Consider the following 23,635-nt stretch of genomic DNA (forward strand, 5'->3'; position numbering starts at 1 on the left):
TATGATTCAATCAAATGATTTACGTTCGGGTATGTCGATTTTGCACGAAGGTAACTTATATCAAGTGCTCGATACATCCCAAAATAAAACTGCGCAACGCCAAATGATTATCAAAGCTAAGGTAAAAAACATGCGCACAGGTAGTGTCGTTGAATTAACATTTATTGGTGGCGATAAATTACAACCAGCTCATATTGATAAACGAGACATGCAGTTCTTGTACGATGCAGGAGAAGCAATTGTATTCATGGATGAAGAAAGCTATGAACAAATTGAAATTCCAAAAAGTCAATTAGAGTGGGAATTAAACTTTATGAAAGAAAACAGTATTGTTACCGTTGTTTTCTATGAATCAGAAGTTTTAGGGGTAAATTTACCAGAGAAAATTTCACTCGAAGTTACTGAAGCTGAACCTGCTGTTAAAGGTGATACAGCTACAAATGCTCAGAAAAACGCTAAATTAGAAACTGGTTTTGACATTCGTGTGCCTTTGTTTATTGAGCAAGGACAAATTGTTATTGTCAATACAACAGATGGTAAATATGCAGGACGTGAACAAAAACGCTAATCTTAGCGTTTTTTTTATGTATATCGCTTAACTTATAATTCATATCATGTATAATTAATACGTAATACTTCAGGGCAGGGTGAGATTCCCGACCGGCGGTACACTCCGCAACCCACAATGTGGTGGAACTGGTTAGATTCCAGTAGCGACAGTAAAGTCTGGATGGAAGAAGTAATTTTTTTCATGTGCCTTGATGTTGATATTATTATCATTCAAAGGAGGACACAATGAAAAATAATACACGTCAAATGGTTCAAATCGCTTTACTGAGTGCAATTTCAATTATCTTTTTTGCTTTTGCATTTAGAGTTTTACCAGGAATTCCTTTAAAAGTTGATTTAAGTGATTATCCTGTATTAATTGCAGCATACACAATGGGGCCGATTCCAGGTCTGATGGTTGCGCTGATCAAGAATATTATGCATGTTTTGTTTCTATCAAGTGATGGTACCTTTGTTGGAGAAATGGTGAATTTTGTTTTTGCAGTTTTATTAATGTATCCCGTTTCTAAAATCAAGACCCATGATTCTAAAAAGAATTTTATTATTTTATTTACAGGGTTACTGATTGCGTTGATAGGTATCCATTTATTTAATTATTATGTTTCATTCCCAATGTACGGAATGGCAAATGAAGAGAGTTTAAAAATGTTGTTAACTGTATTTTTACCCTTTAATATTGTTAAAGGAAGTATTCTATATTTAGTCTTCATTCTATCTCGACCTTATTTAGATAGAATTCATCAATAGCCTTATGGTATAATAGATAATAAGGGGTGAATATACATATGAAATCTCGTGTAAAAAAATATTCCAATTTGCATCAAGAAATAGCTTCTGATGCTGAAAGCAGTGTAGAAAACTCAGATTTATCTCATTTCGCAAACCGTTTAAACGATATTGACGATCAATTTGAGCGTGTTCAAACATCAACACAAACAATGAGTGATATCCCTAGTCGTGCTAGAAAAAATGTAGAGCAAGACTTTGAAAAAGAACAAAAAGCTGATGAACTTGTTGATACGTTTGAAAATCATTATTTAAAAGACTTTTTAGCTGAAGTTAAAGAATACAACGTTAAGAAAGGCTATCGTGATGTCAGTGACACACAAGCGAATATCTTGAGTGATTTACAAGAACAACTCGATCGTCCTTATAAAAAACGTAACTTGCAAGAAGAAAAACAAGTTTATCAAGAGCGCCCTCAAAAATTAAATCAGGAAGTTTATGATGGTGAAGAATTAGGACAACTTGCACGTGAGTTGATGAACGACCATACCAAAGAAGAAAAGGTTTTGGCATCTCAAATTGAAGATGAGCCCGTGGAAAAACCATTGGATGACTTTCAAGATGATACGCTCGTCTTTGGTCAACAAGTTTTACAAGATGAGCCTCAAGAATCTTTAGATGATGAAACTATTGCCATGGCTGTTTTAGGGATGGCTAATCAAGATGAACGTGACCAAGCGTTAAGTGAGGAAGCAACTGATGAAACGGTTGAAGAAAATCTTGATGAGGTGCATGTTGAGGAGAGTGACGTTGATCTAAAGGAACAAAATTATCCTAAAATTGATCATCAAAACTTTTTAGAACAAACTCAAACACTTCAACACAAAGTCATTGATTTAGAAAAAGATTTAGATAAAATGAGTAATACAACGGCTCGTACAAATCAGTTGTTACATGTGGTATTATCGTTATTGTTGTTTGCAATCATTGTTGTTGCATTATTGCTTGTTGCACAACTACCACAGTTTAGAAGGTGAAATTATGTTTAATATTGCAATAGATGGTCCCAGTGCTTCTGGGAAAAGTAGTATTGCTAAGGGATTAGCAAAGCGTTTAAATCTAATTCATATTGATACAGGAGCAATGTATAGAACCATTGCTTTTGCATGTTTGCGGGAGGGTGTTTCATTAGATAATGAACATTATTGTACTAAGGTTGCTGAATCGAGTGCGATCTCCTTTGATGTGAATGGAAATGTATTTTTAAATGGTGAAGATGTTTCTGAAAAAATACGTCATGATAAAATATCTCAAGCAGCATCGATTGTTTCCCAACATTCAGATGTTCGAGAAATACTTGTTAAAAAACAACAGGAAATGGCCAATGAAAAAGGCTTCGTAATGGACGGTAGAGACATTACTTCTGTTGTACTACCTGATGCGGAACTAAAAATTTATCAAACTGCGGATGTGACAGTTCGTGCTGAACGTCGTTATAAGCAGTTTCTTGAACAAGGTTTAAGTGTTGAGTTTGATGATATTTTAGAAGATTTAATAGCTCGAGATTATCGTGACATGAATCGCGATAATTCGCCATTAATTAAAGTTGATGATGCATTTGAAATTGATACTACATTCTTAAGTGTTAATGAAGTAATTGATTTAGTCATTAATCAGTTGGAAAGTAGGAATATAAAATGATCGATGGAATTGTAGCAATTGTAGGAAGACCCAACGTTGGAAAATCTTCCTTATTTAATCGTATAATCGGTGAACGAAAGTCAATCGTTCATGATGAACCTGGTGTTACTCGTGATAGAATTTACGGAAAAGCATCGTGGTTGACCAAAAACTTGCGTTTAATAGACACGGGTGGATTACAAATGGAAGGACAAGCGTTTGACGAAGAAATTCAAATGCAAGTTGAACTTGCGCTTGATGAAGCAGATGTTATCTTATTTGTAGTAAGTGCTCTTGAAGGTATGACACGTGATGATGAACATATTGCACGTCTATTACGTCAAAGTAATAAAAAAATATTATTAGTGGCGAATAAGGTCGATGATCAACACTTGGTTAATAATATTTATGAATTTTACTCTTTAGGTTATGGTGAACCGTTTCCAGTGAGTACAGCGCATGGTATTGGTACTGGTGATGTTTTGGATTGGATAATTCAAAACTTACCTGAACAAGGCCCTAAAGAATATGATTCTGCACTAACATTTGCAGTTATCGGAATGCCAAACGTTGGTAAATCATCCCTTGTTAATAGTGTATTAAATCAAGAAAGAGTTATTGTTTCTGATGTAGAAGGGACAACTCGTGATGCAATTGATACGCCGTTTCGATTTGAAAAGCAAGACTATGTCATCGTCGATACTGCCGGTATTCGAAAACGCGGAAAAGTTTATGAGGACGTCGAAAAGTACTCTGTCTTGCGCGCATTGGGTGCGATTGACCGTGCGGATGTTGTTTTATTTGTACTTGATGGGGAGAAGGGGATCATTGCTCAAGATAAAAATGTCGCTGGTTTAGCTCATGATGCAGGCAAACCTATTATAATTATTTATAATAAGTGGGATGTTGTTGATAAAGAAGAGCATCGACAAGAGGAAGTTGAGAAAATGATTCGTAATGAATTTCAGTATCTTTCCTATGCACCAATTTTGTTTGTTTCAGCAAAAACACGTCGTCGAGTTCATACAATTTTGCCCCTAGTTGAAGAAGTGCATTTTAACAGTATCCGTCGAATCAGTACATCTGTTATTAATGAGGTTATTCATGATGCGACCTTAAGAACACCGCCGCCTTCACACAATGGCAAACGTTTAAAAATATTTTATGCATCACAAGTTGCTGTTGCACCACCAACATTTGTTATTTTTGTTAATGATCCTGATTTATGTCATTTTTCATATAAGAGGTACTTGGAAAATCAATTACGTGAAGCGTTTGAATTTACAGGTACACCAATTCGAATTCTGTTAAGAAAGAGAGGCGCTTAGATGAGTGAGAAAATTGCAATTATTGGTTCAGGAAGCTGGGGAACTGCCTTAGCACAGGTTCTGGCCGATAACAATCATGATGTTTTGGTTTGGGGAAGAAATATGAGTGAAGTCGTTGATATCAGAGATTATCATAAAAACACACTGTATTTTAATGATTTGATATTAAACGAAAATATTAAAGCGTCCATTAATATTGAATCAATTAAAGGCTATGATTACATTTTACTGGCCGTACCAACTGCTGCAGTTGAATCAATCTGTGAAGAATTAAATTATGTACTGGATGCTCCGGTGACCATCATTAATGTTGCGAAAGGGTTTCATCCAACAACTCATCAATTATTATCTGATGTCATTAAAACAACCGTTGAAGCTAAGTATTTGAAAGCTGTGGTTAGTCTTATTGGCCCATCTCATGCTGAAAATGTTGTTTTAAGGCAACATACTGCTGTGAACTCCGTTTCAGACAACGAACAAGCTGCAAAAGATGTTCAATTTATGTTTTCAAATGATTACTTTAGAGTTTATCGTACGACGGATGTCATTGGTGCCCAAATTGGTGTAGCCATCAAGAATATCATTGCTGTTGCTTCAGGAATAGCGGAAGGCTTAAACCTAGGTGACAATGCCCGCGCCGCTTTAATAACGCGTGGTCTGGCTGAAATGAGTCGATTTGGCGTTTCGCATGGTGGATTACCAGAAACCTTTATTGGCTTATGCGGAGTTGGTGATTTAGTCGTAACCGCTTCTAGTTTTCACTCTCGAAATTTCCAAGCAGGATTGCAAATTGGTGAGGAAGATTCAGCGAAACGATTCTTAGAAACGAACACAAAAACTGTTGAAGGTATTCATGCTGCAAAAGTTGTTCATGAGTTGTCAATTGAAGAAAACATTTCAATGCCAATTACAGAACAAGTCTATAAAATAGTTTATGAAAATAAAAAACCGTCATTAGCAATCGAAGAATTAATGATGAGAGATTTAAAGCAAGAGTCCATTTAACTTGTAATATAGTGAGTTTAATGGTATTATTTTAATAGAATGGAGGTTTCAATATGAGTGAAACATACAACAAAAAGTTACTTGGTGAAATGATCGCTGAGGAAATGGATGTAAGTAAAAAACAAGCGAATGAATTTATCGAAACATTCTTAACACAAGTTAAAGGTATCTTAGAAGATAAAGGTACAGTTGATTTAGCAGGATTTGGTAAATTTGAAGTTCGCTACCGCGCTGCACGTGATGGATTCAACCCACAAACAAAGGAAAAAATCCGTATCGCTGCATCTCATAACGTTGGCTTCCGACCAGCTAAAGCTTTAAAAGACGCAGTTAAGTAAAACAACCAAAGGAGCGGATGCTCCTTTTTTATTATTGGAGGGATTTTAAATGAGATCATATCTATATTTCACCTATGCTGGATATGGATTTATAATTATTGCTGGACTCGCATCGATGTTTTCACAAATGTTTGTTAGATCATCGTATAGTAAATATAGCAAGATTTCCACGATTTCAGGGAAAACTGGCGCTGATGTTGCAAGACAAATACTCAACAATAAAGGAATTAATGATGTTGAGGTCATTCAATCACGTGGGGGAACGTTAAGTGATCACTACGACCCAACGAAAAAGGTTGTCGCTTTGTCACCTAAGGTTTATGCAGACGATTCTATCGCATCCGTTTCAGTTGCAGCCCATGAAGTGGGACATGCAATTCAACATGCAGAATCATATGGCTTTATTGCCTTAAGGAATAAGGTACTCCCACTTGCGATTATTTCTAGTAAATTTAGTTTTATACCGTTGTTCTTTGGCTTTATGGCTGACAATCAACAGATGTTCAACATTGGAATTCTCTTATTGTCAATCATCGCGATTTTCCAGTTAGTAACCTTACCTGTTGAATTTGATGCTTCAAATCGAGCCATTAAAATTCTAAGACAAGAACAAATTTTAACAAGCAGTGAACTTGCAGGTTCAAAAAAGATGCTTACAGCTGCTGCTTTAACCTATGTTGCTGCTTTATTTGGCACAATCATGTCGATTTTACGATATGTCGCAATTTTTAATAATAGAAATCGTGATTAAAAGAAGCTGTGCTTCTTTTTTTTAGGAATAAACGAATCATTTCACTAATTTAAAACGGGTGATGATTTTGAAAAAAACAATGATACTAATATCTATGTCAACTATCTTCTTTTTTTTACAGTTAAATACGATCCAAGCTAAGTCCGTATTAACCAATGATCGTTCTTTATTTACATACGAAATTAACAATCTCCAGTTTAGTCATGACAAATTAAACATAACAGGGTGGGGGTTGTTACAAAACACAGCACATTTCAATGGACAATCCGATCACCAATATTCCTTAACACTTGATTCAGGTGATCACCAAGTCAAAATCAACTTAAAAAAGAAAAGGAAAAATCTGAATCGTTTAATTCATTACCGTGGTTACAAGCGATGTTTGGATCATAGTAGCAACCGTAAATCATGCAATTACGATTTCACTCATGTTGGTTTTGAAGGGGTAATTCCTCTAAATTCTCTAAAAACGAATAGACATTATAAAGTTTTCTTAACTTTATCAAGTAAAAAAATGAAAACAAACTATCAAACATCAATATTTTATCCAAATGATCGACAAGTGACTAAGTCAGTGTACGACAAGACGTACACCTTAAAAGAACTATCGAAAACAAAAACAGTGATTGTTGTAACACATGATACTGATAACTTAGAGCGATTTGATAAGGTCGTGCAGCTATAAACGTCTGAATACAAAATCAAGACGTTTATTTTGTTTGTCTCACTTACTTCGCATAATGTATATTATGTAATTTATAGAATTGAGATTATTATGGTGTTTTTTGATATAATTGTCTTGGAGGTTAATTATGACTGAAAAAGAACGTATGTTGGCGGGTTTACTTTATAAAGCGAATGATTTGGAATTAGAGGCTGATGCCTATCGTTGTCGCTTATTTAATGAAAAATATAATAACACAAGCATTAAAGATATTGATAAAAGATCTAAAATATTGGGCGACTGGCTTGGTGAAGTTGGTGAAGATGTGGTTCTTGTCCCCCCTGTTTATTTTGACTATGGTTCGAATACCACAATCGGTAATCATTTCTTTTCTAATACTGATTTAATTATTCTCGATGTGGCCAAGGTACAGATTGGGACTGGTGTTATGTTTGGTCCACGGGTTTCACTCTATACTGCAGGTCACCCAATTGATGCATTGGTTCGTGCTGAACAATTGGAGTTTGGCTTACCCATTGTAATTGAAGATGATGTTTGGCTTGGAGGTAATGTTGTCGTTAATCCTGGAGTAACGATTGGAGCTCGTTCTGTCATTGCCTCTGGTTCGATTGTGACTAAGGACATTCCAGCTGATGTTGTTGCAGGTGGTAATCCTTGCAAAATAATTCGTGAAATAACAAGTGTTGATAAAGACTATTGGAACAAAGAAAGAGAAAAATATCTAAAATTAGAATGAGTGAAGCAAATGCACCCCTAGTTGGAACAGTCAATTAGTAGAGTGCATTTTTAAATAATTTAAATTAAAAGGATTGATCTCTGTACATAACAGAAATCAATCCTATTTATAGTAAAAACTAATAGTTTCAAGAGAACCCATTATTGTGATCCCTTCAAAGTACTTATTTTAGATATTCCAGAACTGAGTGGCCATTTTCAGTCATTTCAACAGCAAATATATCGGTAATAGTAGCACCTAAATCTGCAAACGTATCAGATTTAGGTAGGTTTTGAACAGCAGTAAATTGCGGTGAGTAATATAAGACAGGTACTTCCTCACGTGTGTGATCTGTACCGGTGTGTGTTGGATCATTACCATGATCTGCTGTAATAATTAAAAGATCCCTTTCGCCAATGTATGGAATTAATTGCCCTAATTGACCATCAAATTCTTCTAACGCTTTCGCATACCCTTGAGGATTTCTGCGATGCCCATATAAAGCATCAAAATCAACTAGATTTACGAACATAAATCCATTGAATTTGTGATCCTTAACGATACGAATAGTTTCTTCCATTCCATGATGGTTACTTGTGGTTCGGTACGCCTCTGTTATTCCTTCGCCATCAAATATATCAACTATTTTTCCAACGCTGATAACGTCCAATCCTTTTTCTTTTAATGAGTCAAGTGCAGTTTTTCCAAATGGTTTCAATGCATAATCATGACGATTTGAGGTTCTTTCAAACTGTCCTTTTCCAGGTCCAATAAATGGTCGAGCAATAACTCTACCAACCTTCCACTCATCTTTCATCGTAAGTTCTCTAGCAATTTCACAGACTCTGTAAAGTTCATCAAGACCAAAAACTTCTTCATGAGCTGCAATTTGTAAAACTGAATCAGCGGATGTATAGACAATCATATCTTTTGTTTTCATATGTTCTTCGCCTAATTCATCAAGTATTTCAGTTCCACTTGCGGATTTATTTCCTATAATGCCATAACCAGTTCGTTTCGATAATTCATCAAGTAATTCTTTGGGGAATCCCGTTTCAGTAAACGTAATAAATGGCTTTTGGATATTAAGTCCCATCATTTCCCAATGTCCTGTCATCGTGTCTTTACCATTGGATGCTTCAACCATCTTCCCACGATATGCACGAGGATAAGCAATGGCTGAAACCCCTTCTATGTCATGAATATTACCAAGACCTAACATTTCAAGGTTGGGTAGGTCTAAGCCCCCCACCGCCTGAGCAATATGACCTAATGTATCAGTTCCTTCATCACCGAATTTTTCAGCATCATGAGCAGCACCTGCACCAACTGAATCCATTACAATTGTTATTACACGATCGAATCTATTATTCATTGTCTTCTAATCCTCCATCATTGTTTGTTAAATCTAAATCACTAAAAAATTGATCATATTCATTTCTCATTGTTTTAGTGTCTACATGTGTGTAAATTTGTGTTGTGGCAATATCTGAGTGTCCAAGTAATTCTTGGATATAGCGAAGATCTACCCCCTCTTCAAGAAAACTTGTTGCAAATCGATGACGTAGACTATGAGCCGAGATATTTTCTTTAATACCTTGTATTTGACACCTATATTTTATCATAGTGTGGACATATTGTCGTGAAATTGATTTACATTTAGCGTTAATAAAAATATAATCGCTATGGCAAACATCCCATCTTGGACGAATTACCCTTAGATAATGTTCTAAATCTTTTTTTGATTGGTGTGAAATTGGGACCATCCGTTCTTTTCCGCCTTTCCCAAGAATTCGGATCCATTGCTCGTCCAGGTAGACTTGTGTAAATGTCAAAGAGCACAACTCAGAGACCCTTAAACCTGAATGGTAGAGTAGGCTAAGTATTGCTTGATCCAAATAATCTTTATCTTTTTCTAAAGGAAATTTAAACAACGATTGAATGGCAGTTTGCGAAACAATTTTTGGGAGTGTTGAACCCTTCCTTTTAGCATTTAAATACTGACTTGGGTCGAGTTTAGTATGACCCATTTGAAGCAAATAGCCATGAAATTGACGGATACTAACAGCTTTATGCTGAATACTTGATAAAGCATAGTCATCACTTAAACTTTTTAAAAAATTATTGATATCATTCAAATTGACGTCTTTAAAATCATTGATTCCACATCTTTGAAGGTATGAACTATATTGCTTAAGATCGTTATGATATGAATCAACAGTTTTATGGGATTTTGGTTCGACATAACGTATATAGTGTATGTAATCGTCCAGTTTATGATTCATTTTTTAATAAATCTCCTGCAGATTTAAATGCCTTTAGATTTAATTCTTTATTTAATCGTTCAATTATGAGCGGAACATCAGGGTTTTCTACATCATTAAAAAGATTCAACTGTTCAAAGCTTTCATCTTTATTCACGAGATTTGCAACTGTAATCGATAAAAATGTGACCCCTGCCCCATCTGTGAATTCATCAAGCATGAGCATAGTTTTTTCAAAAATTTCATCCGCATCCTCTAAAATTTCTTGATAAGTTTGTGAACGGGCTGCGGTCGTATAATCATCCAAACGAATTGAGAATTGCAAAGTCCGCCCTGCTAATCCTGACTTTTTTAGTCGTCTTGACAACTCAACAACTTCAATCATTAAGGCATCTCGTATATCATCTTCACTATGCAAAGCAGTGGAATAGGTTTTAGATTGTCCCATTGATTTTGCAGTTGTAATGAGCTCAATAGGAGATTGATCATGCCCGTTTGCCTTTTGAATAAAAGTATAAGCTGAGTTGCCTAAAACTGGCTTTAAGCTGTCTAAACTACTTGTTGCAAGATCTCTAATCGTATGAATATTAATCTTTTTTAGTCGTGGTACAGTCTTTTTACCAATGCCATGCATGTCTTCGATTGGGAGTGGCCACAGTTTTTCTTCAACTTCTCTAATTCTAAGAACTGTAATTCCCATCGGTTTTTTCATATCGGATGCCATTTTAGCTAAAAATTTGTTAGGGGCAACGCCAATAGAAATTGGAAGTTGTAGTTCTTGCATAACTCGTTGTTGAATTTCAACAGCAAGGTCCAAGGGTTTGTCATAGTTTTTGATTATTTCGCCAACTTCGACATAACATTCATCGATACTTGCCGGTTGCATGTAAGGAGAATATGAACGAATAATGGCCATAAATTCTGCTGAAAGCTCTTGATAAAGATTAAAATCAATATCAACAACACTTAGATTGGGACATAATTGTTTTGCTTGGACCAGTGGCATTGCACTGTGAACTCCATAAGCCCTTGCTTCATAGGACGCTGTTGTAACCACTGATGAGCGGTTATTAGAACAAACAACTATCGGCTTATCTTTTAATTCAGGGTTTTCTGTTTGATGTGCAGATGCAAAAAATGCATTAATATCGATATGAAATATGACTTGTGCCATTAATTATTCTGACCTTCTTCTAATAATAATTGTGCTGCAGCGATACTGGATGGATTTGTATTACCAGCCATCATCATTGCTAATTCCGCAATTCTTTGTTTTTTTGTTAGCTGAGTTAAAGCGCTTGTACTTTGCTTATCATCATCACTTTTTGTAATGAGGTAATGAACATCCGCATACGCTGCTACTGAGCTTAAGTGGGTTATAGTAAGAACTTGAGCATTGTTTGATAATTGCTTCATTTTATGTGCAATGGCTAAACCAGCTTTTCCACTCACACCTGTATCAATTTCGTCAAACACTATTGTAGTAATGCCAAATATATCAGAGAAGATAACTTTCAATCCTAACATAAGGCGTGATAATTCCCCACCACTTGCTACTTTAGCTAAGGGTTGTAATTCGCTTCCTTTATTCATAGCTACTTCAAAATAAACAGAGTCCTGCCCAAAAACATCGAGCTCTTTCTGACGTATATTTACTTTAAATATTGCATTTTCAAGCAATAAATCGTTCAGTTGTTCGAGAATTTTCCGTTCCAAGCGCGCTTTATTCTTATTTCTTTTCTGAGATAAATTTCGTGCTTTCTCTAGTGTTTTAATCTCTTGTTGTTCGATTTTCTTATCAAGTATTTGGTTTAAATAGTCGAAATCTTCTGATTGATTAATCACCGTTTGAAATGATTCAATTTTATCAATTAAGTTTTCTAAACTACCATATTTCCGGATTAACTTACTGTATTCAAACATACGTTTGTTCAGTTGATCAAATTCAAATTCATCAAACACCATTGAATCGGATACTTTGTTGTACTCAAGATTAAAATCATCAAGACGATAATAAAGGTCTTTAAATTCTTGATTATACTCACTCAACCTTGAGGTTTCAAATGCTTCAAGAACAGGATATAAACTTTCCATCGCTTGAGAAAGACCTTTTTTAATTTGTGCATCATTTTGAGAGTGTTTTTCAAAGTTTTTCATAATGTTAAGTGAGTTTTCAAGTTCTTCATAATCTTTAAGGCTTGGATTAAGAGTTTCTATTTCTTTTAATTGAAACTTAGCAAACTCAATCGCTTCCGGACCGTTATTACTTTCTAATAATTCTTTTTTCTCTTTGATTAAGTCTTGCAATTTTTTGTATTCATTTTGATATTCACTTAGCTCTTGCTGATTTTTTGAAAAAAGATCCAATAACCGCAAGTGATTGTTCTGTTTAAGTAGATATTGAGTTTCGTGTTGTGAATGGATGTCAATCATCAATGAAGAAATTTCTTTTAAAACGGATAAGTTTACAAGTCGGCCATTAATTCTGGCTGTACTTCTTCCATCCTGTGTCATTTCTCGACTTAAAATCAATGAATCAGCTTCATATAGGTCATAATCATGTAATTTATTAACAACCTCATGTGTTGAAGGGAGTCTAAAAACAGCTTCAACACGCGTCGTTTCAGAATGTGGACCCACAACACTTGCACTACTTCTTTGTCCAGTTACAAAATTTAATGCATCCACAAGCAAGGATTTCCCAGCTCCTGTTTCACCTGTAAACACGTTAAAATTATTGGATAAAGTAATTTCATTTTCTTTAATTAGAACATAGTTTTGAACTTTGAGGTGATCGAGCATTGGTTTATTTCCTTTCTATAATTGTGATTGCATCTTCGATGTGAAGATGATTTTTTGTTTTGATATCTTTACTACTGCCTTCAAATGTAAGTCCTGATAAATTCATTTCAATCAATGGGAAATTACTTTGAATGCTTAGGAGATATTGTCTGATAGTATAAGAGAGCAAATCAAACTCCCCTTCAATGTTATAAACTAGAGTTGGCACATCTGCATCGATGATTTTTTGTAATAATTCTTCATCAACTTGATTAAGTATTTGCGCATCAATCAAAGCAATATTCAAATTATTTGTTGTGATTTTCTTTTTAAATGAGTGGATAGCAGGTCCAAAACTGATAATAATGCCTTCTGTTTTTTCGTTGATTTCTAGTGTTTCTTTCCATATATGTGGTTCATCTTTAGCATCTTCATGATTATCAATGGTTTGTGCAATCCTTAAAACTGTAAATCCATCTTGATTAAAATGGTGGTCTATAATTGTTTTCATTGCCCCTATCGTTGAAGGCATGAAGATGGGTGTATCTGAAAGTTGTAGGTATGAAGCCAAGTCATAAACTGCTGAATGCAATAAACGATCATGACGTGCAAGTCCTGCTTCATATACAACAAGAAGCACTTTATAGTTTTCACGATCAAAGTGATGACGTAATCGATCCATAACTTGGGAAACCCTAAAGGCAGAAATTAAAAGCACAACCTTTTTCCCTTCTTTCGCAAAGCCATATGCCATGTCAACCAGTGCTGATGTTGATGAATTAACAGCAAAGTATTGTCGTGGTCTGAATTGAGAATAATGGATTAGATGCTCTGAAACGCTTAACCCATCAGACAATATAAACAAGTCATCTTCTTTGTGGTTAGTGACAAAATATTCATCCAATGCTTCGATATATGTTTTGTAATAGGCTGGAATTGTTTGGTCGAGTTTGTAATTAGGGAACTCTAATTTACGTCGTTTTTTATTTCTTAGTCGCGTTTGAGTATGAATCACATACGGACCAATAAATTTTTCCGACAACTTTAAGACTCGGACACACTCGTTCATGTTTTGACCATCAATTGGACCATGATAATTAATGTTAAACTGTGTAAAAATAGATGGTTCTAAAACAGTTTCTTTCACCTGATCACGGATCCATGTTAATGAGTCCAAGAGTGGTTTTGAAACAGGATTGTTTAAAACAGATTTCATATCACTCTTAAGAGATGTGTATGCTTTTGATATTCGTACTGACTTAATAATCGCGTCAATTGAACTATAGTGCCGTAATAAGGAATGTTGTTCATCCATCATAATGATAACCAAACTTGGGTTTTCTTTTGCAATCTCAACAAGCGATTCGTAGGTCGAACCCTTGCTAAGAGCGTGGTCATTAATAATAACAAATGTTTTACCCTCTGTATAAACTAAGGACTGAGCAAGCGCTTCTCCTAAAGCCCATCCGGCTTCACTTGGCCCGGTATAATGAATCTGTTTCCCCAAAAGAATTTGATGGACAAGACTTTGTTCCTCTTGATCAAAAATCACTCGGTTTGAATCCATATCAAAAAGGTGATGAAGAGCTACTGTCATTTCTAAAACATTGATGTTTTGCATCACAGTTTCCACATCATAAGGACTTTCTTTTGCTAGATAAAGTGCAATATCGTCTGAGAGTTTTTCTAACTCTTCCAACGTCATTGATTGAATGTTTTGAATATCCACACTTAACGCTCCTTTTTATTAGTTTTAATAATTTCTTTTTACAATCTCATCAATTAAATTTTTAACTGTATTGCCGGTTCCGCCCAACAACTCTAAATCATCATAAAATGATTGAACAAGTTTTTCTTTATAATTAATGGCTTCGTCCAAACCCAATAAAGTTACGACTGTGACTTTTTCTTCTAAAACGTCACTTTTAACATCTTTGCCAATTTCTTCAAAACTTTTCGTATATTCTAATAAGTCATCTTGAACCTGGAATAGTACTCCAAGCTTATGACCTAAAGTAGACGCTAACTCTTGTTTATCTTTCTTTCCTGCAATGACAACAGCCATTTCAAAGGCAGCTGCGAAAAGTTTCCCTGTTTTATGTTCGTAAGAAACGATTAGATCATCCAGAGTTTTCATTTGATTATCAATATCGAGTTCCTGTCCGAGAATCATTCCGTAAATACCTGCATTTCGAGATAGGATTTCAATACACGTTAACACAATCCCATCTGACAAGGATGACTGTAAACAATTTTGAAAGGAATAGGTGAGCAGAGCATCACCAGCTAAAATTGCCATCCCTTCGCCATAAACTTTATGATTTGTTAAGCGATGACGACGGTAATCATCGTCATCCATTGCCGGTAAATCATCATGAACAAGAGAATATGTGTGAATCATTTCCAATGATGATGCAAAAGGAAGTCCTTTTGTGACATCCACTTCAAAGTCTTTCAGAAGACTAAGGAGCAATTGTGACCGTAAGCGTTTTCCATCACCTAAAAGTGAATAAGCCATTGCCTCCTTGACAATTGAATTCGGAATGAGATCCATAGTTTCTTGTAAATTATTATTGATTAAGTCTTTCATTCATTGCCTCCTTGATGTTTTTTCACGAGTTGGTTAACCTTTGTTTCATAATCATTTAATTTTTTTTGACACTGAGCCGACAGTTCGAGCCCTTCCTCAAAAAGTTTAAGTGCTGTATCCATTTCAATAGTATCATTTGCTAATTCTTCAGAAATTACATTTAAGCGTTGCATTGCTTTATCAAAGTTAAATTCATTCATCATATTCAATCCCTTCTTAGCGTTTATTCACTTATATTATAGCATTTAATACTCATTATAATAAGTGTTCTAACCCATAAATCTTGATATGTTATGTTTTATACAAAAAACTTTAAAATATCAATTAACACAACGATATTCTAAATAATTAAATAACATATTAACAGCATCATAGTAAAAAACACTCGATGCAAAAGAGTGTTTTTAATTATAATCAAAATTTTCTGATATTCTTCATTTTTAAGATTTGTTTTTGCTAACAGATTGAACTTTAGCACGCAAATGACCATCTGTTAATTTTACGACAATTTCATCGTTCTCGTCAACATCATCAACCGTTGTAATCACTTTATTTTCAATTGATGCAATGGAATATCCTTTTGCCATGATTGTGAGTGGCGATAAATGATGAAGTGTTTCGAGTTGGTTTTTAAAATAGAGCTGTTTAACCCGAAGGTTTTCATGCATTCGTTGTTGAATAACATCAACATGACTTTTTAGCGTTAATGATAGCATTTTACTTCGGTTCATGATTGCTTGCTCATCGAATGTGAAGCCCTTGAGCTGTAATTGTTTATGTTTAAGAACTTGATTAATTAGAGCTGTTTGGTTGGTTGTTTGCCTATCTAATTGATAAACAGATTGATTTTGTAAGTGTTCCATTGAATTAACAAGAGACTGACTTATTTGTCCAATCTTTGTGTTGACGCGTTGAAATCGACTCATTACTTGTGTGAATTCTACATTAACATGGTCTAAGCCTTGTTGTTTTAATCCAAAAAAATGCTCAGAATTGTTCAAATAAGAATGTTTCATTATTTCTGTGTATGTATTTTTATAACTTAATTCTTTCCGTTTAATTTGCACATAAAAGAAATTCATTCGATCTTTAATGGTTTTGCGAACCACATGTTGGTCAGGACATGCAGCGACAACGGCTGCGGTTGGTGTTGCTGCACGATAATCTGCGGCAAGTTCTGAAAGTGTTGTATCACTTTCATGGCCAATCGCACAGATAACAGGTTTCTTTGATTGAATGATCGCAACGACAACGGCTTCCTCATTAAAAGCCCACAAATCTTCGATTGAACCACCACCACGCGATAAAATGATTGTATCAACAGCTTCATCGTCATTCGCTTGTTGAATCGCTTGAATTAAACTAGGCGCAGCGTACTCGCCTTGAACATAGGCAAATAAATCCAATTGGGTCGCTTGTGGCCATCTATTTTGCAAGGTTTTTGTAATGTCTGCATGAGCTGCAGAATTTTGACCTGTAATGACCGCTATTTTCTCTGGATATTCTGGGATTGCTTTTTTTAATTCCGGATTAAAATAACCTAATTCATAGCATTTTTTCTTGAGTTCTTCATACCGAAGGTGAAGGTCTCCTAAACCATCTAACATCATCGTTTTAGCATAAAATTGCACTTTACCACTGGCTAAATAGACATCACAAAAACCAGTGACTAATACTTTATCACCGTCTTTTGGTTTAAATTTTATTTTGGAGGAATACGAAGCAAACATGACACAATCAATCCGTGACTTGTCGTCTTTCATCGTAAAATAAAAATGCCCACTACGATGCGAGTTAAAATTAGATAGCTCTCCCATTAGCGCGACATTTTTTAGTGATTCACTATGGTTAACGGTTTGCTTCAATTGATGAACTAATTGGGAAACTGTTACATGGTCTTGAATCATAGTGCATCCAAGACTCCATTTATTAAACGATACGAATCATCATCTGCATAAATTTTTGAAATTCGAACTGCCTCATTAACAATGATTGCTTTATCTTGTAAACCAATCTCTAATTCCGAGCAAGCAAGAATAAGAATTGCTTGTTCCATATAACCTAAACGATCAAATCGCCAATGATTCAAAAACTGATTAAGAGCAAGGCCATACGTTTCTTTACGAAGTGCTGCACGTTTGATAACCGCCAACATTTCGTCATCTATGGTTAAAGGTTCAATAAAATCGCCGACAGTACTAACGAATTCCAAATCATCCACTATTTCTTCAATCTTCTTTTCTTCTCGTATTAAATGAATATACAAGATTTTCAATGCATTTTCTCTTATAATTAATCGCGACATATAAACCTCCACACTAAAAGAAGCAGTGAATCTGCTTCTAAACTAATTAAATTTAAAACCAACGACAGCAATGTTAACTTCTGCGTTTTTCTTATCAATCATTAACTCTAAGCTCGTCTGTAAACGATCTTGTAATTGATGACAGACTTTTTCTACATCTTGTCCATACTGCACTCTTACTTCTAAAAATACAGATAGAACATTTTTATTTTCCTCAATACGTACTGCTTTTTTATGAGCTAGAAAAATATTTTTATCTTCGTGAACTGTAATTGAAACAATGTGATCAACTACAGAACGTGCAACAGCAATTTGGCCAAGACCTAAGTCTTTGTCTTGAATTAAAACATATTCATTTGTCATATTATCACCTACTAATGTCATTATATCAAATTCAATCTAAAAACAAAAGAATAAGTCATCAATTCCTAAGAAATCGTCTTAGTAACTTAAATCCTATTGACTTTACCTTTGTTATTCTCTAGAAAATTCATATTTTCATCCACATACCTGAAGTATTTGTATATATCAAAAACAATACTTATAACGAATAATTCAAAAATCTATTTCTTAATTGCTTGGGGTAACGATTGTTGATGTGTTTACCATTTCCTTTACCTAACCCAAGTACTAGACCCTTATAGCTCATAACACAGTATCCTTTAAGTTCACTCGCCACTGTTTGGCCATTAAGATAATGGTAAGCTTGTGAATGGGTGCAGTTATGAATTGGAAAGTTTGTTTGGAAATAAAGTGATTGACTAACGTTATGATGGAAGTCGAATCTATTTTTTTTAATGCTTGCTATTTCGGTTCCGTCTTGAGTTATGGCTAAAGGCTCATCCAGGAACCCTCTTGTTTTCAAGCCATAAAGTTTTTGATTACGTTCTTCAAAACATGCTTCAAATTCGATGGCTTCAATGAGCCTTTTTTCTTCTTTTCCCGGTTTGAAATGTAATTCTTGAGATGATTCATTCTTATAAATTTTTATTTTTGCCATGAACTGCCCTTCTCCATGCTGTGATGGAAAAAAACGGGCCGCTTGATGAAATCCATTCAAGCCTGGTTCCTTAAAAGGATGTTCAATTGGTTCTAGTTTACATTCAGGGTGAAGTGTCAGAAATTGCTTGAGGACATCTTCATTTTCAATGGCGTTAAGTGTACAAGTTGAATAAACGATCGTTGCTTGGTTTTTAGCGAGTTGGTATGCTGATTCAAGTAATTCCTGTTGCAGGTTGGCAAAAGCTTGAACACGCTTTTCATCATAGCTAAATGTATAGTCTTTTTTGCGACGAATCAAGCCTTCACCGCTACAAGGTGCATCAAGAAGTATTTTATCAAAGCAATTGTTAAGTTTTAAACTTAATGAGCGTCCATCTTCTTGAGTCACAACATAATTTTCAACTCCCCATCGCCCTAAATTTGTCTGGAGTTTTTTATTTCGCTTCGAATCTATTTCATTAGCAATAAGAAACCCATTAGGAATTGATGATAAGATTTGTGAACTTTTACCACCAGGCGCAGCACACATGTCTAAAACGACATCATTAGGTTTTAAATCAAGATATTCGACAGGAAGGCTTGACGAAGGGTCTTGAATATAATATGCACCCGCATGATGGTAAGGATGGTGTACCATTGGTTTGTATTCTTTGGGAATGAATACATTTTCATTTAAAAGGGACAATTCCCCTTCGATATCGTCTATTTGGATGACCTTATAAGGATTTAAACGTACTCCATAAATTGCAGGTCTTTCTAAATCAAATTTGAGTTGGTCAAGGCGATCTTTAGAAAATGTTTGTTCAATCATATCAAAGAGTGAATCCTCAATCACTTAAGGACCTCTAAAGCAATTTTAACATCTTCTTCCATTTGTTTGATCAACGCTTCAACTGAAGGAAATTCAATTTCATCACGGATTCGATAGACAAAACTCTGTTTCAATAACTCACCGTAAATAATATCGTTATAATCAAGAATATGAGTTTCGATGGATAATTCTTTTGAATGATTAAAGGTAGGATTATGACCGATATTTAAAACCGATTTATGTTTTTCACCTTTTACTTCGACATACCCGGCATAGACACCCTTTGGTGGAAGAACATATTCATCAACAACATCAAGATTGGCTGTTGGAAATCCAATACGAGTTCCTTCACGATTCCCCTGTTTTACATACCCTGAAAGAGTATATGCACGTCCTAACATTTCATTGGCACGATCAAAATCACCCTTTAAAATAGCTTGACTAATAAGGGTCGTTCCTATTTTTTTATCATCTTGTTCTTTAAAAGTCAAAACATGAGTATGAAAGAAAATCGCAGCATGTTCTTGAAGATAGGCTACATTCCCTGCACCTTTAAACCCAAATTTAAAGTCTTCGCCGACAATTAAATCAGAAACACGGAGCGGAATGAGAATTTGCTCAATGAAAACTTGTGGTTCAAGTTTAGAGACTTCTTTATTAAACTGTACAATAATTAACTCATCGATACCCAAACTTGCAATGAGACGCATTTTTTCTTTAATTGGCGTGATATGATTAACTTTGTTTTTATTGTGAATGACTGTCCAAGGATCAGGATCAAAGGTAATGAGTGCAGATTTTAAGCCTTTTTCTTTTGCTACAGCAATTGTTTTATTGATGAGTTTTTGATGACCAAGATGAACTCCGTCAAAATACCCGATGCATGCAGCGATATCGTAATCTGATTGAAATAATTCTCGATGATCTTTTATAATTCTTTGTTGCATTTTACCATAACCCCCTAATTGATTTAAATGTATTGTCTTTGACTCGTTGATATACTGCATAAAAATCTCCACCATCAACCACAACTTGATCATGCTGAGTCATCAACTCAATGGTTTGACCATACATAATCTGCTTTTGAAATTGTTGGGCTTCAATAAGCGGTATGTTCAAGTGTTCTCTTACTGGCAATAATTCAGTTTCTAAACTTAAATCTTCTAACTTGATGGTATCCTCAAGTGTAAACGAACCAATTTGCTCACGCACTAAATACGTCATTGTCCCTAGATTATTTAAACCTTTTGCTATATCCTCACACAGCGTACGAATGTAGGTGCCGTTTGAGACATGAGCACGAATCTCAATTTCATTTTCGCTCATTGAAATTAAGTCAATCCGATAAATTTCTACATCTGTGTATTGAGTTTCGACAGGCTCACCATCTAGGACATATTGGTAAAGTCTTTTCCCGTTAACACGTTTTGCCGATACCATGGGGACCCGTTGTTTCTGTGGTCCTGTTAATGATTGGATAACCTCTTCAACCTGAGAGGATGTTATGGGCTGAATCATTTGTTCTTCCAAGACATCTCCCCATATATCGCCGGTATGTGTTTTGAGTCCTAGTTTTAATTTAGCGTGATAAACTTTGTCATAAACATCAAGATATGACAATGATTTGGTCGCTTTATTGATAGCACAAACAAGCACACCTTCTGCATTGGGATCAAGTGTTCCACTATGACCGACTTTTTTTGTGTGAAATACCCGTTTCACCTGACGAACGACATCAAACGATGTCATATTAGCTTCTTTATATATACAAATTAATCCGTTCATGAGTACCTCATTTCTGTTTAATTATAAACCTTTCATAATATATTTCAATGACTTAGCACAAAAAAGGAATCAGTTCGCTGATTCCCTCTTTTACGATTAATCTTTTTTACTTATTTGATCAAGTAATTGATCAATTTTTGCACCATGTTGAATTGAATCGTCGTACTTGAAGATTAATTCAGGTGTACGACGTGTTGTAAGAACTTTCGCAATTTCTGAACGAAGTAAGCCTTTTGCTTTATCTAAAGCTGCGAGGCCCTTTTCTTTATTTTCTTCTTTGAGAAAACTTACATAGATGGTTGCATACGATAAATCATTGGTGAGTTCAACATCCGTTATACTGACAAATTCTAATGATGGATCATTTAATCTGTTTTGAATAATCGGTGCTAATTCACGCTTAATCAATGACTCAATTCTGTCTTTTTTTACTGACATATTATCACTACTCCCTATCGATTTCTATTTCTCCATGTGATTCAATAATATCGCCTTCTTTAAGGTCGTTAAAGTTGTCGATGGTAATTCCACACTCAAATCCTGTTGCCACTTCTTTTGCATCGTTTTGGAATCGTTTCAATGACCCCATGGTTCCTTCATAAACAACAGCACCATCACGCAACAATCGAACGGATGAGCCACTTACCATTTTACCACCAGTGACCATACATCCAGCAATTGTACCAATTTTCGATACTTTATAAAGTTCACGAACTTCTGCTTGTCCAAAGACTATGTCTTCATATTCTGGAGCAAGCATTCCCTTCATGGCGAGTTCCATCGCTTCAATCGCTTTATAAATAACATTATAAAGTCTGATTTCAATCCCTTGTTCTTCCGCAGTTTTACGAATTGCCATGGTTGGACGGATATTAAAACCAATAATTAATGCATTCGATGCTGCAGCCAACATGATGTCATTTTCAGTGATTCCACCAACAGTGGCACGAATAACATTAATTCTAACATCACCATCTCCAACATCAAGTCGCTCTAAGGATGATTTAACAGCTTCTGCTGATCCTTGAACATCCGCTTTTAAGATAACATTAATATCTTGAATTGTTCCATCAGCAATTTGTTGTGATAAATCATCTAAACTGAGGGCTGATGTTTGATTACGTTCTGCTTCAACACGAGCAATATTACGTTTATCCGCAATAGCACGAGCATCTTTTTCTTCTTCAAATACTTTGAATAAATCGCCAGCAATTGGAACTTCACTAAGTCCAATTATTTCAACTGGCATTGATGGCAAGGCTTCATTAAGTTCGGTTCCACGATGGTCAACCATCTTACGAACACGACCAAAGCTTGTTCCAACGACGATTGGATCTCCTTGTTTTAATGTTCCTTTTTGAACAAGAAGTGTCGCTACAGGACCGCGACCTTTATCTAATTTAGCTTCAATCACAGTTCCAACAGCTGTTCTATCTGGATTGGCTTTAAGTTCTTCTAGTTCAGCAGCCACAAGAACAGTTTCAAGTAAATCATTAATTCCTTCTCCGGTACGGGCAGAAATTTCAGCAAAAACAGTGTCACCACCCCATGCTTCAGGAATAATGTTCAATTCGGAAAACTCTGAATAGATACGATCAATGTTTTTATCTGGTTTGTCAATCTTGTTAATAGCAACAATCAATGGTACTTTTGCTGCTTTCGCATGGTCAATCGCTTCGCGTGTTTGTGGCATCACACCATCATCCGCTGCAACCACAACAATAACTAAGTCTGTTACTTGAGCACCACGTGCACGCATTGCTGTAAAAGCTTCGTGACCTGGTGTATCTAAAAAGGTGATTTTTTGACCTTTATAGTTAATTTGATAAGCACCAATATGTTGGGTAATTCCCCCAAATTCATCACTGACGACATCTGTTTTACGGATTGTGTCAAGTGTTGTTGTTTTACCATGGTCGACATGACCCATAATGGTTACAATCGCCGGACGTTGTTTTAATGATTCAGCATCATCAACAATATCGTCTTCTAGTGTAAACTCTTCTTTTTCTTCAACTTTTGTTGGTGTTATGTCATACTCCATACAAATTAATTCAACCGTCTCATCGTCAAGGGATGTATTAATGGTAACCATTGTCCCCATCATAAAGAGAAGTTTAATAATATCTGCAGGCGATTGATTAATTTTATCGGCTAAATCTTTAACAGTAATTCCTTCAGTATAGTCGATCGCCTCTACTTTTTCGACTTTTTTAGTGTTAACGGAATTATTTTGTTTGTTTGCGTTGTTATTACGCTTGTTGTTTCTTCTTCTATTTTTATTACTCACTTATTGCGT

General features: G+C 35.2%; 25 protein-coding genes and 1 riboswitch. Of the genes, 10 read left to right on the forward strand and 15 right to left on the reverse strand.

The window, feature by feature from the left end:
* Position 1: 1 nt before the first annotated feature.
* From efp to GVV10_RS02830, 10 genes are all read left to right on the forward strand, one after another.
* The gene (gene efp, locus GVV10_RS02785) at positions 2-568 is read left to right on the forward strand and encodes an elongation factor P (protein ID WP_159519374.1); all 567 of its coding nucleotides are present in this window, start codon (positions 2-4) and stop codon (positions 566-568) included.
* A 61-nt stretch (positions 569-629) separates the two neighbouring features.
* A riboswitch (FMN riboswitch) is annotated at positions 630-746 on the forward strand.
* Between the two features lie 49 nt (positions 747-795).
* On the forward strand, positions 796-1,317 hold the full coding sequence (locus GVV10_RS02790; RefSeq protein ID WP_159519377.1) for an ECF transporter S component: 522 nt from the start codon (positions 796-798) through the stop codon (positions 1,315-1,317).
* A gap of 38 nt (positions 1,318-1,355) precedes the next feature.
* The gene (locus GVV10_RS02795) at positions 1,356-2,333 is read left to right on the forward strand and encodes a hypothetical protein (protein ID WP_159519379.1); all 978 of its coding nucleotides are present in this window, start codon (positions 1,356-1,358) and stop codon (positions 2,331-2,333) included.
* 4 nt (positions 2,334-2,337) lie between these two features.
* A complete protein-coding gene (cmk, locus tag GVV10_RS02800) occupies positions 2,338-2,997 on the forward strand; it encodes a (d)CMP kinase (RefSeq protein WP_159519381.1) in 660 nt (219 codons plus the stop codon).
* Positions 2,994-4,304, forward strand: coding sequence for a ribosome biogenesis GTPase Der (der, locus tag GVV10_RS02805; RefSeq protein WP_159519383.1), 1,311 nt, complete (start codon positions 2,994-2,996; stop codon positions 4,302-4,304). The genes cmk and der overlap by 4 nt, the downstream gene beginning before the upstream one ends.
* The gene (locus GVV10_RS02810; protein ID WP_159519385.1) at positions 4,305-5,309 is read left to right on the forward strand and encodes an NAD(P)H-dependent glycerol-3-phosphate dehydrogenase; all 1,005 of its coding nucleotides are present in this window, start codon (positions 4,305-4,307) and stop codon (positions 5,307-5,309) included.
* A 53-nt stretch (positions 5,310-5,362) separates the two neighbouring features.
* A complete protein-coding gene (locus GVV10_RS02815) occupies positions 5,363-5,647 on the forward strand; it encodes an HU family DNA-binding protein (protein ID WP_159519387.1) in 285 nt (94 codons plus the stop codon).
* A 49-nt stretch (positions 5,648-5,696) separates the two neighbouring features.
* Positions 5,697-6,398, forward strand: coding sequence for a zinc metallopeptidase (locus GVV10_RS02820; protein ID WP_159519389.1), 702 nt, complete (start codon positions 5,697-5,699; stop codon positions 6,396-6,398).
* 94 nt (positions 6,399-6,492) lie between these two features.
* The gene (locus tag GVV10_RS02825) at positions 6,493-7,083 is read left to right on the forward strand and encodes a hypothetical protein (protein WP_159519391.1); all 591 of its coding nucleotides are present in this window, start codon (positions 6,493-6,495) and stop codon (positions 7,081-7,083) included.
* 127 nt (positions 7,084-7,210) lie between these two features.
* Positions 7,211-7,819, forward strand: a complete 609-nt coding sequence (locus tag GVV10_RS02830; RefSeq protein ID WP_201289972.1) for a sugar O-acetyltransferase — start codon at positions 7,211-7,213, stop codon at positions 7,817-7,819.
* 163 nt (positions 7,820-7,982) lie between these two features.
* On the opposite strand, the gene GVV10_RS02835 is transcribed toward GVV10_RS02830, so the two are convergent.
* The 15 genes from GVV10_RS02835 to infB form a co-directional block, all read right to left on the reverse strand.
* Positions 7,983-9,173 (reverse strand): phosphopentomutase, encoded by a 1,191-nt coding sequence (locus tag GVV10_RS02835; RefSeq protein WP_159519393.1) that lies wholly within the window; start codon positions 9,171-9,173, stop codon positions 7,983-7,985.
* On the reverse strand, positions 9,166-10,083 hold the full coding sequence (locus GVV10_RS02840; protein WP_159519395.1) for a tyrosine-type recombinase/integrase: 918 nt from the start codon (positions 10,081-10,083) through the stop codon (positions 9,166-9,168). Before GVV10_RS02840 ends, GVV10_RS02835 begins: the two co-directional genes overlap by 8 nt.
* Entirely contained in the window at positions 10,073-11,236 is a 1,164-nt protein-coding gene (gene dinB, locus GVV10_RS02845; protein ID WP_159519397.1) for a DNA polymerase IV, read from the reverse strand. The genes GVV10_RS02840 and dinB overlap by 11 nt, the downstream gene beginning before the upstream one ends.
* On the reverse strand, positions 11,236-12,864 hold the full coding sequence (recN, locus tag GVV10_RS02850) for a DNA repair protein RecN (RefSeq protein WP_159519399.1): 1,629 nt from the start codon (positions 12,862-12,864) through the stop codon (positions 11,236-11,238). Before recN ends, dinB begins: the two co-directional genes overlap by 1 nt.
* 4 nt (positions 12,865-12,868) lie before the next feature.
* Positions 12,869-14,572, reverse strand: a complete 1,704-nt coding sequence (locus GVV10_RS02855) for a 1-deoxy-D-xylulose-5-phosphate synthase N-terminal domain-containing protein (RefSeq protein WP_159519401.1) — start codon at positions 14,570-14,572, stop codon at positions 12,869-12,871.
* Positions 14,573-14,596: 24 nt separating this feature from the next.
* On the reverse strand, positions 14,597-15,433 hold the full coding sequence (locus tag GVV10_RS02860) for a polyprenyl synthetase family protein (protein WP_159519403.1): 837 nt from the start codon (positions 15,431-15,433) through the stop codon (positions 14,597-14,599).
* A complete protein-coding gene (xseB, locus tag GVV10_RS02865) occupies positions 15,430-15,636 on the reverse strand; it encodes an exodeoxyribonuclease VII small subunit (protein ID WP_159519405.1) in 207 nt (68 codons plus the stop codon). The genes GVV10_RS02860 and xseB overlap by 4 nt, the downstream gene beginning before the upstream one ends.
* 237 nt (positions 15,637-15,873) lie before the next feature.
* The gene (xseA, locus tag GVV10_RS02870) at positions 15,874-17,340 is read right to left on the reverse strand and encodes an exodeoxyribonuclease VII large subunit (protein ID WP_159519407.1); all 1,467 of its coding nucleotides are present in this window, start codon (positions 17,338-17,340) and stop codon (positions 15,874-15,876) included.
* Positions 17,337-17,738 carry a transcription antitermination factor NusB gene (locus tag GVV10_RS02875; protein WP_159519408.1) on the reverse strand — a complete coding sequence of 134 codons (402 nt, stop codon included), beginning with the start codon at positions 17,736-17,738 and terminating at the stop codon, positions 17,337-17,339. Before GVV10_RS02875 ends, xseA begins: the two co-directional genes overlap by 4 nt.
* Positions 17,739-17,780: 42 nt before the next feature.
* Positions 17,781-18,101 (reverse strand): Asp23/Gls24 family envelope stress response protein, encoded by a 321-nt coding sequence (locus GVV10_RS02880; RefSeq protein ID WP_159519410.1) that lies wholly within the window; start codon positions 18,099-18,101, stop codon positions 17,781-17,783.
* A gap of 178 nt (positions 18,102-18,279) precedes the next feature.
* Positions 18,280-19,575 (reverse strand): methyltransferase RsmF C-terminal domain-like protein, encoded by a 1,296-nt coding sequence (locus tag GVV10_RS02885; RefSeq protein WP_159519412.1) that lies wholly within the window; start codon positions 19,573-19,575, stop codon positions 18,280-18,282.
* The gene (ribF, locus tag GVV10_RS02890; RefSeq protein WP_159519414.1) at positions 19,572-20,498 is read right to left on the reverse strand and encodes a riboflavin biosynthesis protein RibF; all 927 of its coding nucleotides are present in this window, start codon (positions 20,496-20,498) and stop codon (positions 19,572-19,574) included. Before ribF ends, GVV10_RS02885 begins: the two co-directional genes overlap by 4 nt.
* Position 20,499: 1 nt before the next feature.
* A complete protein-coding gene (truB, locus tag GVV10_RS02895) occupies positions 20,500-21,336 on the reverse strand; it encodes a tRNA pseudouridine(55) synthase TruB (protein WP_159519416.1) in 837 nt (278 codons plus the stop codon).
* A gap of 96 nt (positions 21,337-21,432) precedes the next feature.
* The gene (gene rbfA, locus GVV10_RS02900) at positions 21,433-21,774 is read right to left on the reverse strand and encodes a 30S ribosome-binding factor RbfA (protein WP_159519418.1); all 342 of its coding nucleotides are present in this window, start codon (positions 21,772-21,774) and stop codon (positions 21,433-21,435) included.
* A gap of 7 nt (positions 21,775-21,781) precedes the next feature.
* Complete coding sequence (gene infB, locus GVV10_RS02905) at positions 21,782-23,626, reverse strand: translation initiation factor IF-2 (protein ID WP_159519420.1); 1,845 nt, start codon at positions 23,624-23,626, stop codon at positions 21,782-21,784.
* Positions 23,627-23,635: the final 9 nt, after the last annotated feature.

The sequence above is a fragment of the Erysipelothrix urinaevulpis genome, from assembly GCF_009828835.1.
GTDB classification, from domain to species: domain Bacteria; phylum Bacillota_I; class Bacilli_A; order Erysipelotrichales; family Erysipelotrichaceae; genus Erysipelothrix; species Erysipelothrix urinaevulpis.